The sequence below is a fragment of the Kitasatospora sp. NPDC056181 genome, from assembly GCF_042266225.1.
Lineage (GTDB): Bacteria > Actinomycetota > Actinomycetes > Streptomycetales > Streptomycetaceae > Kitasatospora.
This window is the reverse complement of record NZ_JBHJUK010000207.1, coordinates 1-11,836: the sequence shown is the minus strand read 5'-3', so window position 1 is coordinate 11,836 and position 11,836 is coordinate 1. Positions and strand designations below refer to the sequence as shown.

Sequence of the window (11,836 nt, the reverse complement as noted above, 5' to 3'; positions counted from 1 at the left end):
CTCCAGGCGCCCGACTTCCAGGCCGCCGAGAAGGAGGTCGGACGGAGGCCTTCTCCCGTTTCTCCCGGTTCTCCCGTTCTCCCGTTTTCCGGTTTCTCCGGTCTCCCGGGTCTCCGGTCTGGCGGCGGGGAGTCAGCGGGGGTCGACGATCTCCGGTGCGAAGACGGTCCCCAGCGGCTCCGGGCCGACGTACTGCTGGCAGTTGCACTGCCGGGGCTCGAACTGCAGCGGCTTGCGCTCGGCGTCCCAGGCCGTCGGCACCTCGACCGCCTCGTGGCACTTGCCGTGCTTGTCGTGCTTGGCCAGGTGGTGGGTGCATCCGCAGACGGGCTCCGGGGGGCGGCTCGCCGCGTCGAGTGCGAGCTGCTGCCGTTCAGCGGCCTGCAACAGCTCCATCCTCCGTTCGTGGCGCATCTTCAGGGCGCCCCGGACGTTGTCGCCGACCCAGCCCCCACCCACCATCACCGCGGGTATCAGCGCCCATATCCAGCCACCCATGCCATCACTCCCCTTGATCAACCGGCCCCACAGCTTACGACCTACCCCGGCGGTCCCGCCCCACCCGAGCGGAGTCCGGGGAAGGCCTCCGTACGAACGGCCGCGCGTCCGTACGTGTGAACGGCCCTGACCGGGGCACACGCGATGACCGGACATCCCGTAGCTCACGAGAGGTCGATTCCGATGCTTCTTCTTGTCCTCGTCCTGTTGCTGGCCCTCGTCCTGGGCGGCGCCGGTTTCGCCGTGCACGCCCTGTGGTGGATCGCGCTGGCCGTCCTGGTGTTCTGGGTCCTCGGGTTCGTGTTCTCCTCGGGTGGCGGGGGCGGCCGGCGGTGGTACCGCTGGTGACCGCCGCCCCGGATCGCCCTTCGGCGGCCGGGTCGCCCTGATCGGCAGCGGCGGCGCCACGCCCCGCCGTGCGCCACGCGCTGTTCGCCGGCTGCCGTGTGCCATGCCCTGTTCGCCGGCCACCCGCGTGGTGGCCGGCGGCCTCATGTGCGGAATGTACGGACCCGACCGCCCCGCGTCTGCCCGGCGCCCCGCCCGCCTCGCTGATCAGCCCCCGCCTCGGATCAGCGCCCGCCACCGCTGGTCAGCGCGGCGGGGGCAGCCTCGGCGGGGCCGGCGGGGACGGGAGTTCGGGCGGGAGTTCGGGCGGTAGCGGCAGATCCGCCCAGACCGCCTTGCCGCGGCCGTCCGGGTAGCTGCCCCAGCGCACCGCGAGGCGGTCCACGATGACCAGGCCGTGGCCGCCGATCCCCCCTGGCCGGCCCGTGCCGAGGCGGGGCGGTTCGGGGCTGCGGTCGGTGACCCGGACGCGCAGTCGGTCGCCGTACCGGGTGAGGTCGAGACCGCGGGGGCCGTCGCCGTGGCGGACGGCGTTGCCGATGAGCTCCGCGGTCACCAGGACGATGTCGTCCGCCGCCGGCGGTGAGTCGGCGAGCTGCCAGCTGCGGAGGGCCTCGCGGACGAAGGCGAGGCCGCTCCCGACCGGGCAGGGGCCCTCGGAGTCCAGAGCCAGGCGGCGGTGGCGGTGGAAGGCCGCTGGGGCGGTGAAGGGGCACATGGCGGAACCGGCCTGTCGGGAGGCGTCTCTCACCCGGGCGTCTGCCCCGGTACCGCCGGGCCATGTGTCCGCCCCTCGCCGGGTACCGGTACGTCGCGGTGACCGGCGGCGGTCCCGGGCCCGGGGCCTTCGGCCAGCTCTCGGCGATGCCCTCCAGGCGCTCCCGGAGCTCGACGCCTACCGCCCGGGAGGCGGCTCGACGGCCGGGGGCAGGCGCACGGCGAGCAGGCAGCTGTCGTCCGCGGGGTTGGGACCGCCGAGGCCGGCGGCGATGTGGTCGAGGCAGTCCGCGAGAGCGGTCGCGCCGCACTCCTCGGCGGCCCGTAGGAGTGGTTCCGGGCGGCCCGAGCCGCCCTCGCGGCGGTTGAGCAGGCCGTCGGTCCACAGCAGCACGGTGTCGCCGCGCCGGAGCGCCACCTCGCTGTCGCGGTAGGCGGTGGCGCGGTCGGCCCCGAGCACGGTGCCTGCCGGGCCCTGCGCGAGGGTTGCGGTGCCGGCGCGCAGCACCGCCGGCGGCGGGTGCCCGGCGGCGCTCCAGACGAGTGCGCGGGCGGCCGGGTCGAGCAGACCGCACAGGACGCTCGCGATGTGGCGGCTGCCCTGGTGGCAGAGCATGGTGTTGAGCCGCCCGAGGACCGCCGCCGGGCCGGCACCGGTGTAGCACAGGGCGCGCAGGGCGTGCCGGAGTTCGGCCATGCCCACGGCGGCCGCCACGCCGTGGCCGCTGACGTCGCCGACGGCGAGCAGGACGGTGCCGTCGGGCAGCGGCAGCAGGTCGTACCAGTCACCGCCCACCCGGGGCTGCTCCCCGGCGGGCAGGTACCGGGCCGCGTGGTCGAGGCCGGAGGCCGCCGGGTCGGGCCCGGTGGGCGTCGGCATCAGCGCGCTCTGCAGGGCCCGCGTCATCCGGTGTTCGGCTCCCGCGCGGCGCCGCTGCTCCGCGAGCCGGGCCCTGGCCACCGTCAGGGCCTGCTCGGTGCGGTGCCAGGAGGTGACGTCCTGGAGGACGCCGCGGACGGTCCGCGCGGGGCCGCCGGCCGGGGCGGTCAGCGCCTCGGCGGTGACCCGGACGGTGCGCGGCCCGGCGCCGGTCGTGCCGACGGCGACCTCCAGGGTGGCGTTCCGCTGCCCCGCGAGCAGGCGGCGGGCGAGCAGCCGGACGGCGGGGCGGTCCGCGGGGGCGACGCACGCCAGAGCGTCCGCGGGCGCGGTGGGGCCGGCCCGGCCGGGGTCAAGGCCGAGCATCCGCAGCGCCTCCTCGGAGAGTTCGAGGCCGGGCGACCCGGCGGACCACCAGAAACCGCCGAGGCCGGCCAGCCGGTGTGCCTCACCGAGCCGCGCCGCCCGCTCGGCCGTGCCGCCCCGGTGCCGCCAGGTGAGCAGGACCCCGTCGAGGAAGGGCACCGCCCGCAGGCTCAACGTTGCGGCGCTCCCGGTGTCCGGCCGGGTGAAGTCCGTGGTACAGCCCTCGTAGGGGACACCGTCGGCGGCAGCGCCCAGGATCCGTTCGAACACGCCGGAGGCCACCAGCCCGGGGTGGAGCTCGCTGAGCCGCCGACCCTCCGCCGGGCCCGGGCCGGCAGCGGCGTTGGCGTAGCCGACCCGCAGGTCGGTGATCGGCCCGCCGTCGACGCCCCGATGGACGGCCGAGAGCACCAGCACCGGCGCGTACATGGCGTCGAGGACCGCGCGGAACCAGTACTCGCCGCCCGGGACCTCCAAGCCTGGCCCCCCGTCGCCGGCGGCGCCCACCCGCAGGAGGTGCCCGGCCGCCAGGTTCGCGAGCGCGTCGACGTAACGGCTGGCCGCGCGGGCCCGGTCGGCCCTCCCCTCCCACCCGAGGCTCATCGCCCCGACGATCCGGTCGCCGCGGCGCAGCGGCACGGCGCAGGCGATCCGGCCCGGCACGATCCGGCCGGTGTCGGGCGGGCGCTCCCCCGGCCGGTCGGGGTCGAACTCCCAGACCATGCCGCCGCCGTGCGCTGCCGCGACCAGCGGCACCCCGGTCTCCGGCGGGATCCGGCGCCACTGGCTGATCCGGCGCGGCTCCACTCCGTGACTCCCGACGAGTGCCAGGGCGCCGTCCGGTTCCAGCAGGCCGAGCACCACGGCGAGGACGCCCAGCGGCGCGAGTGCGACCTCGTGCAACAGCCGGGCCAGCTCCTCGGGGGTCTCCGCGCCGGCGAGCGCCGAGGCGGCCAGGTGGTACCGGGCGGCCAGACCCGGGACCGGCGTCAGGCGGGCCGCGGCGGGCGGGGCCGGGCGCGGGTCGTGCGGTCGCCGTGGGACGGCGTCCGGCGCCGTGACGTGGCCGGGGGCCGGGATGTCCTCGTCGGCCGCGGTGTCCTCCAGCGGGGCCGCGATGCCCACCAGGCCGGCGGCGATGTCCGCCAGCTTGCGGTTGGTGTCCTGGGAGAGCTGGACGAGATGGCCGAAGGCCTCGTCCGGCGTGCAGCCGAGCCGTTCGGTGAGCATGCCCTTCGCCTGCTCGATCACCCCGCGGCTGCGCATCGCGCGGCGCAGCCCGTCGGCCTCGGCGCGCAACCGGTCCACGGCCTCCCGCAGCACGGCCGTCTCCCCGGTGCGGACGGACGTGCCGGAGCTGTCACCGGCGGGTTCAGACACAGGCCGCCACCGTGTCGGGATAGAGCGGCAGCAGCGCCGCCACCCCGGTGAGGTCGATCAGGTCCCGGACCCTCGGGACGGCGCCGGCCAACCGCAGGGCGCCGTTCCCGTCCCTGGCCCGCCGGGCCGCGCCGAGCAGGACGTTGAGGCCGGTCGAGTCGACGAAGCCGACGGCGGCGAGGTCGACGACCAGACGGACCGCCCCGCCGTCCACCAGCAGCTGGAACAGCCGCCGGACGTCCCTCGCCGCGAAGTCGTCGAGGTCCCCGCTGAGCGGGACCACCGTCCAGCCGTTGACCTCGGGGAAGTCCTTCATCTCGGCCACCCTCGACACCGTGGCCCCATGGTTCGGGGCCTCCTCCAGGCTAGGACCTGGACGGAGCCGGGTGCGAGCCGCCGCGGGGGACGGGCGGCCCGGTCGCGTGTCGTGGCACCACGGCGCGGCACCGCCGGCCGCGTCACTGCGGCCGGCGGGCCCGGACGACGGCGCGGCCCGCCAGGGCTCCGCCGTAGACGGTGTAGCCGACGCCGATCAGCCAGGACTGGACGACGAGGACGACCTCCTTCCCGGACACGGTCCGACCTCGCAGCCGCCGTCGCCGTCAGGCGGGCCAGCGCAGCACGGCGCCGAGGCCGCCGGCCGGTCCCGGGGCGGAGTCGGGGACGAGCACGGCGTCCGCTCCGGCGGCGACCGCGCAGCGCAGCAGGGCATCGGCGGCCGGCGCCTGACGCGGCTCGTCCACGCCCATGCTGCGGACGGTGGCCCGGTCGACACCGATGTGGTCGGCCTGCGGCCCGGTCCACACCGGGCGGTCCGGATCGGAACGGCCCGCCTGGACGAGGAGGGTGGCGAGCCGGTGCTGCTGTGCGGCGCTCACCACGGCGGGGACGCCCTGGGCGGCGGCGCCGGGCGCGGTCTCGGTGCCGGCACCGTCCGTGGCGTGCTCACCGGGACGGCCGAGGCCCGCGTGGAAGTCGTCCAGAACGGCGTCGAGGTGCATGATCCTGTGCTCCTCCCACGCCTCGTCCAGGCGCCGGTCGAAGGCCTCGCGCGCGATGCCGCCGGCCCGCCCCCCGCCGTCGACCTCGGTGGTGAACGCCCGGAGGCCCTGCGGCAGCCGGTGGTGGACCGCCCGGCGCTCGCGGACGTCGCCGGTGAGGACGAGCAGGCGGGCGCCGCTCCCGGGCCAGACCCGGGCGATGTGGTCGGCGATGATGCCCGCCGTACGCTCCCAGGTGTCCTCGCGGCGGTGACGGTAGTGCCACTCGCGGCGGTCGGCGGGCGGGGCCCGGTGCCCCCGGGCCTGCCGCTGCGGTCCCTCGACGGTGCCGGCCGGCGTGTTGCGGCCGAGCGCGCGCAGCTCCAGCTCGGCGCCGGTGCGGTCGACGGCGGCGATCAGGCAGCCGGCCACCGTGTCGTCCAGCAGGGCGAGCAACGGGGCGGTGTGCGGCAGCGGCCCCCAGGCGGCGGCGACGTCCGGCGGGGAGCTGCTGAGCGGGGCGTCGAGCGCCACCTCGCCGTCCGCGGCGAAGAGCGCCCGGCCGGGCGGGGAACCGGCGGCCGGCAGGCCGGCGAGGTACTCGCCGACGGCGCCGCGGGTGGGCCCGTCCGCGCCGAGGGCGGCGAGCCGGTCCACCGCGGCGCGGTCGATCAGCGCGCGGCGCTGCGCCGCGTCCTCGGTGGCGTGGGAGGTGTCGAGGTAAACGGAGGCCCAGGGGCCGGACCGGTCGAGCAGCGGAGCGAGAGGGGCGAGTTCCATGGCTGACTCCCCGTTTCGGTGGGTCGCTCGTACGCCTACCCGGCGGCGGCGGGCGGACACCCGGCCGGCCGTGCCGCGATCGTCCGGGGTCGGCAGGCCGACGAACGTACCGGGGCGGCCGGCCGTCAGCACAGGTCCCGGCAGCACCGTGGGGCGGGTGCGCGGCCCTTGGTGGGCGCGACAGGAGCGGCCCCGCGGCCGGCCGGGCTCACTCGGCCTGGACGGCGATCAGGCAGGTGTCGTCGTCGGTGTCTGCCGGGCTGAGCTCCAACAGGCGGTCCAGGTAGCGCTCCAGGTCCGGGCCGGGGGCGCCGGCGGAGCGGATCAGCTGGTCCACGGACTCCTCGACCGAGCGGTCACGGCGCTCGACCAGGCCGTCGGTGTAGAGCAGCAGGACCTCGCCCGGGGCCAGGTGGGCGGTCTGCTCCTCGTATGCGGCCTCCTCGACCGCGCCGAGCAGCACGCCGCGGGGCAGCGGGAGCACGTCCGCACGGTCGGGGCCGAGCCGGATCGGGGGCAGGTGGCCGGCCCGGGCCCAGCACAGTTCGCCGCCGGCCGGGTCGAAGACCACGCAGACGACCGTGGCGGTGACGTGCCCCGGTTCGCGCATCGCGGCGGTGTTGGCCCATTCCAGCAGCCGGCCCGGTCCGGCGCCGGTGACGGCGAGGCCGCGCAGCGTGTGCCGGAGCGCGACCATGCCGGTGGCCGCCTCGACGCCGTGGCCGGCGACGTCGCCGACGGCGAGCAGCACCCGCTTGTCGGGCAGCAGGAGGACGTCGTACCAGTCGCCGCCGACCCGGTCGCGCCTGGCGGCCGGGCGGTACCGGACGGCGGCGCGCAGGCCGGACGCGCCGAGCGGGGGCGGCGCGGGAGGCAGGATCGCCTGCTGGAGGCGGAGGGCGAGCTGCTCGCTGACCGCGGCCTCCTGCTCGGAGTCGGCGAGGCGTTCCCGGGTGGCGCCGAGCGCGATCTCGGTGCGGTGCTGGACGGACACGTCGTGGTAGGCGCCACGGATGCCGGTCAGCCGGCCGTCGTCGTCGAGGACGGGCTCGGCGACGATGCGGGTGTAGCGGTGCGTGCCGTCCGGGCGGGCCAGCCGGAAGACCGCGGAGGAGCTGCGGTGGCGGTGCTGGACGGTGTCGACCAGCCTGCGGACGGCGGCCTGGTCGTCGCGGTGGGCGTGCCGGGCCAGGTGGAGGAACGGGACGGGGTCGCTGTCGGGCGGCAGCCCGTACAACTCGGCCAGGCCGTCGCTCCACAGGATCCGGCCGGTGGCCGGGTGCTCCTCGAAGCCGGCGACGCGGGCGAGCCGCTGGGCCTGGCGCAGCAGGGCCGACTGCCCGGGCTCGTCGGCCCGGGTCTCCAGCTGCCAACTGACCAGCAGCCGGCCACCGAGCGGGGCGGCGGCGAGCAGGACGGTGGCGGGCAGGGCCCGCTCGCCGTCGCGGAAGACCAGCCGCACGCGTTCGGCGGGCAGTGCCTCACCGGATTCGTGGACGCGGAGCAGCCGCTCGAAGAGGCCGTCGGCGCCGGCGGCCGGGTAGGTCTCCAGGAGGGAGGCCCCTTCCAGCGAGGTCCCGGGCCGGCCGAGCGGGTCGGGGAAGCCCTCGCCGGCGCGGACGATCGTGAAGTCGGTAACCCGGCCGTCCCGGAGGGCCGGTTCGAGAAGCAGCGCGGGGCTGAGCAGCCCGTCGAGGACCGCCGCCTGCTGTTCGTCGCGGGGCGTGGGCGGGTCCGCCGCGTCGAGGAGGGTCGCGCAGAGGCCGGCGAGGCCGTGCAGTGAACGGCGTTCGGCCGGGGCGAGGGACGGCCCGGGGGCGGGCCAGACGACCTCCAGGGCGCCGTGGCACCGGCCGGCGTCGCGCAACGGCAGCACGGCACGGGCGGAGCCGGCCGCGACGGAGGGGCCGGACGCCGCCCGGTCGCCCGGCCAGAGCTCGGCTCCCGAGGACCGGACCCGCTCGGCCGGGGTGCCCACGCCCGGCGGGACCCGGCTCCAGGCGGTGGCCTCGGCGGCGGACAGTCCGGCGTGCGCGGCGAGTTCGAGCGCGCCGTCCGGCAGCCACCGCCAGACGGCGACGGCGGCGGCGCCCGATGCCGCCCGGGCCTGGTCGAGCACGGCTTCGGCGGCGCGCTGCAGGTCGGGGGTCACGGCGAGGCCGGGGACGGGGACGGGGACGGCGGTGCGCTCAGGCGCGGGTGCGCCGGGTACGCCGGGTGCGCCGGGTACGCCGTCGGTCCGTCCCACGATGTCGGCGGCCAGGGTCACGGCCGGGACCCCGGCCTGACGCGCGAGCCGGGCGAGTTCGGCCGCGGCCTCGACGGGCGGGACGCCGAGGCGTTCGGCGAGGACGCCGGTGGCGAGGTCGGCCAGGGCGCGGTTGCGCTCCTCGGCCCTGGTGCGGGCGGCGGTGCGCTGGAGTCGGCGCACCACGGCGGCAAGGGCCCGGGCGGTGTCGGCCCCGGGGCCCGGCCCGGCCGTCATGAGGACTCCAGCCAGTGCCGCATCCGGTCGAGCAGCAGGCCGATGTCGACGGGCTTGGTGACGTGGTCGTCGGCTCCGGCGGCGAGGCTCTTGCCCTCGTCCTCGGGCATCGCCTTGGCGGTGACGGTGATGACCGGCAGCCGGGCGAACCGCTCGTCGGCGCGGATCGCGGCGATCGCCGCGTAGCCGTCGAGGCCGGGCATCATCACGTCCATCAGGACGAGGCCGGTCTCGGGGTGGCGGTGCAGCACGTCGAGGCAGGCGCGTCCGTCGGCGGCGTGCAGGACGGTCAGGCCGCGCTGTTCCAGGGTGGCGGCGAGCGCGAAGACGTTGCGGATGTCGTCGTCGACGATCAGGACGGTGCGTCCGGCGAGCTCCTCGTCGACGGGCGCGGGGGCCGGCGCGGGGGCCGGGGCGGAGGGCCGGCCGCCGAGCAGGCGGATCACCCGTTCCCGCAGGTCGTCCAGCCCGTGGGTGAGTTCGACGCCGCCGACGGCGGTGACGGACGGTTCCGTGGTGCCGTCGCCCTCGTAACCGAGCACGGGCGTCCGGTCGCCCAGGGTCGCGAGCGCCTCGGGCACGAGCTCGGCCGAGCCGGTGAGATCGAGTACGACGCAGCGGTAGGGGCCGGCGGCGAGGGCGCTCCGCAGTCCCGCCTCGTCGCCGGTGCTGTGGACCGTCACCCGCGGTTCCGGTGTCCCGAGGACGTCCACCGCGGTGCGGGTGAGCAGGGTGAGCAGGGCCGGCGGGTCGGGTTCGACCACCAGGACCCGCGGCTCGACGGCCGGCCGGCCCTCGGGGCGTCCGGGTGCGCCGAGCGGCAGGTAGAGGGTGAAGGTGCTGCCCCGGCCGATGGCGGAGTGGACGGTGATGGTGCCGCCGAGCAGCCGGGCGAGCTCGCGGCTGATCGACAGGCCGAGGCCGGTCCCGCCGAACCGCCGGCTGGTGGTGCCGTCGGCCTGCTGGAAGGCCCCGAAGATGGTGTCCAGGTGGGCGGGGTCGATGCCGATGCCGGTGTCCTCCACGTGGAACGCCACCGCCTCTGCGGTGCGGGCGAGTTCGGCCGGCAGGTCCGGCTCCGTCACGCGTTCGATCCGCAGCTCGACCCGGCCGCCGTCGGTGAACTTGACGGCGTTGGAGAGGAGGTTGCGCAGCACCTGGCGCAACCTGTCCTGGTCGGTGACGAGTTCCGCCGGGACCGCCGGGTCGAGGGTGGTGGCGAAGTCGAGGCCCCGCTGGTCGGCCAGCGGCCGGAAGGTGGACTCGACGTACTGGAGCAGGTCGTGGACGGCGAAGGGTTCGGGTGTCAGCTCCATCTTCCCGGCCTCGACCTTGGAGAGGTCGAGGATGTCGTTGATGAGCTGGAGCAGGTCGGTGCCGGCGGAGTGGATGACGCCGGCGTACTCGACCTGCTTGGGGGTCAGGTTGCCGGTGGCGTTCTGCGCGAGCAGCTGCGCCAGGATGAGCAGGCTGTTCAGCGGGGTGCGCAGCTCGTGGCTCATGTTGGCCAGGAACTCGGACTTGTACATCGACGCGAGGGTGAGCTGGCGGGCCCGCTCCTCCAGCTCCTGGCGGGCCTGTTCGATCTCCAGGTTCTTGGCCTCGATGTCCCGGTTGCGCTCGGCCAGCAGCGCGGCCTTCTCCTCCAGCTCCGCGTTGGAGCGCCGAAGCTCCTCCTGCCCTTTCTGCAACTCCTCGGAGCGGTCCTGGAGTTCGGCGGTGAGGCGCTGGGACTCGCCGAGCAGTTCGTCGGTGCGGGCGTTGGCGAGCAGGGTGCCGATGTTGACGCCGCAGGCCTCGGCGAACTGGGCCAGGAAGTCGCGGTGGACCTGGCTGAACGGATGGACGGCGGCGAACTCCAGCACGCCGATCAGCCACTCCTCCAGGGCGATCGGCAGGATCACCACCGAACGGGCGTCCGCGGCGCCGGCGCCGGAGGCGATCGTCGCGTAGCCGGGCGGCAGGTCGTCCACGACGATCGTGCGGCGGCTGCGGGCGGCCTGCCCGACCAGGGTCTCCCCGAGGCGCACCCGCTTCTGCGGCGGGTCGGCGGGCGACCTGCCGTAGGTGCTGATGCGGGCGAGTTCGGGATCGGTGCCGTCCTCGGACTCCCGGACGAGGTAGAAGGCGCCGTACTGGGCGCCGACCAGGGGCGTCAGCTCATCCGTGATCATGTCGGCGACGGCCTGGATGTCGCGGCGGCCCTGGATGGCGGCGGAGAAGCCGGCGAGGTTGGTCTTCAGCCAGTCCTGCTCCTGGTTGGCGAGCGTGGTGTCGCGCAGCGACCCGACCATCGCGTTGACGTTGTCCTTGAGGTCGGCGACCTCGCCGGAGGCGTCGACGGTGATCGAGCGGGTGAGGTCGCCGGCGGCGACGGCGCTGGTCACCTCGGCGATCGCGCGGACCTGCCGGGTGAGGTTGCCGGCCAGTCCGTTGACGTTCTCGGTGAGCCGTTTCCAGGTGCCGGAGACGCCCTCGACCTCCGCCTGGCCGCCGAGCCGGCCCTCGCTGCCGACCTCCCGCGCGACCCGGGTCACCTCGGCGGCGAAGGAGCCCAGCTGGTCGACCATGGTGTTGATGGTGGTCTTCAGTTCCAGGATCTCGCCGCGCGCGTCGACGTCGATCTTGCGGGTGAGGTCGCCGTTGGCGACCGCCGTGGTGACCTGGGCGATGTTGCGGACCTGGTTGGTGAGGTTGTTGGCCATGGAGTTGACGTTGTCGGTGAGGTCCTTCCACGTCCCGGCGACGTTCGGGACGCGTGCCTGGCCGCCGAGCGTGCCCTCGGTACCGACCTCCCGGGCCACCCGGGTCACCTCGTCCGCGAACGCGGAGAGCGTGTCGACCATGGTGTTGATCACTCCGGCGAGGGCCGCGACCTCGCCCTCGGCCTCGACGGTGATCTTCTGGGAGAGGTCGCCCCTGGCCACGGCCGTTGCCACCTGGGCGATCGAGCGGACCTGCCCGGTCAGGTTCGACGCCATCACGTTGACGTTGTCCGTGAGGTCCTTCCAGGTGCCGGAGACGCCCCGGACGGTGGCCTGGCCGCCCAGGTTGCCGGCCGTGCCGACCTCGCGGGCCACCCGTGTGACCTCGTCGGCGAAGGCGGACAGCTGGTCGACCATCGTGTTGATGGTCTCCTTGAGCTCCAGGATCTCGCCGCGCGCGTCCACCCGGATCTTCTGGGTGAGGTCGCCCTCGGCGACCGCCGTGGCGACGTGGGCGATGTTGCGGACCTGGTTGGTGAGGTTGCCGGCCATGGAGTTCACCGAGTCGGTCAGGTCGCGCCAGGTACCGGCCACTCCGGGCACCAGGGCCTGGCCGCCGAGCCGCCCCTCGGTACCGACCTCCCGGGCCACCCGGGTCACCTCCGCCGCGAAGGACCCGAGCTGGTCCACCATCGTG

Annotated in this window: 8 protein-coding genes; 1 reads left to right on the top strand and 7 read right to left on the bottom strand. The window is 75.8% G+C overall.

What is annotated here, in order from left to right; translation table 11 throughout:
* Positions 1–132: 132 nt before the first annotated feature.
* Positions 133–498 carry a hypothetical protein gene (locus tag ACFC1F_RS40070; RefSeq protein WP_376166299.1) on the bottom strand — a complete coding sequence of 122 codons (366 nt, stop codon included), beginning with the start codon at positions 496–498 and terminating at the stop codon, positions 133–135.
* A gap of 183 nt (positions 499–681) precedes the next feature.
* Here ACFC1F_RS40070 and ACFC1F_RS40065 point away from each other — a divergent pair, with 183 nt between their 5' ends.
* Complete coding sequence (locus ACFC1F_RS40065) at positions 682–846, top strand: hydrophobic protein (RefSeq protein WP_209410808.1); 165 nt, start codon at positions 682–684, stop codon at positions 844–846.
* A 244-nt stretch (positions 847–1,090) separates the two neighbouring features.
* On the opposite strand, the gene ACFC1F_RS40060 is transcribed toward ACFC1F_RS40065, so the two are convergent.
* The 6 genes from ACFC1F_RS40060 to ACFC1F_RS40035 form a co-directional block, all read right to left on the bottom strand.
* Entirely contained in the window at positions 1,091–1,564 is a 474-nt protein-coding gene (locus tag ACFC1F_RS40060) for an ATP-binding protein (RefSeq protein WP_376166297.1), read from the bottom strand.
* 177 nt (positions 1,565–1,741) lie between these two features.
* The gene (locus ACFC1F_RS40055) at positions 1,742–4,189 is read right to left on the bottom strand and encodes a SpoIIE family protein phosphatase (protein ID WP_376166295.1); all 2,448 of its coding nucleotides are present in this window, start codon (positions 4,187–4,189) and stop codon (positions 1,742–1,744) included.
* Complete coding sequence (locus ACFC1F_RS40050; protein WP_376166301.1) at positions 4,182–4,505, bottom strand: STAS domain-containing protein; 324 nt, start codon at positions 4,503–4,505, stop codon at positions 4,182–4,184. Before ACFC1F_RS40050 ends, ACFC1F_RS40055 begins: the two co-directional genes overlap by 8 nt.
* Before the next feature lie 286 nt (positions 4,506–4,791).
* Positions 4,792–5,949: a hypothetical protein gene (locus tag ACFC1F_RS40045; RefSeq protein WP_376166293.1), complete on the bottom strand. Its 1,158-nt coding sequence runs from the start codon at positions 5,947–5,949 to the stop codon at positions 4,792–4,794.
* A gap of 208 nt (positions 5,950–6,157) precedes the next feature.
* Positions 6,158–8,434 (bottom strand): SpoIIE family protein phosphatase, encoded by a 2,277-nt coding sequence (locus ACFC1F_RS40040; protein ID WP_376166292.1) that lies wholly within the window; start codon positions 8,432–8,434, stop codon positions 6,158–6,160.
* The coding region (locus ACFC1F_RS40035; protein ID WP_376166290.1) for a HAMP domain-containing protein at positions 8,431–11,836 on the bottom strand (3,406 nt) is incomplete at its 5' end. The genes ACFC1F_RS40040 and ACFC1F_RS40035, both read right to left, overlap by 4 nt.

Excerpts from the sequence above, each read along its gene's own strand:
- ACFC1F_RS40050 (WP_376166301.1), bottom strand. The coding sequence starts at position 4,505 with ATGAAGGACTTCCCCGAGGTCAACGGCTGGACGGTGGTCCCGCTCAGC.
- ACFC1F_RS40040 (WP_376166292.1), bottom strand. The coding sequence starts at position 8,434 with ATGACGGCCGGGCCGGGCCCCGGGGCCGACACCGCCCGGGCCCTTGCC.
- ACFC1F_RS40065 (WP_209410808.1), top strand. The coding sequence starts at position 682 with ATGCTTCTTCTTGTCCTCGTCCTGTTGCTGGCCCTCGTCCTGGGCGGC.
- ACFC1F_RS40070 (WP_376166299.1), bottom strand. The coding sequence starts at position 498 with ATGGGTGGCTGGATATGGGCGCTGATACCCGCGGTGATGGTGGGTGGG.
- ACFC1F_RS40045 (WP_376166293.1), bottom strand. The coding sequence starts at position 5,949 with ATGGAACTCGCCCCTCTCGCTCCGCTGCTCGACCGGTCCGGCCCCTGG.
- ACFC1F_RS40060 (WP_376166297.1), bottom strand. The coding sequence starts at position 1,564 with ATGTGCCCCTTCACCGCCCCAGCGGCCTTCCACCGCCACCGCCGCCTG.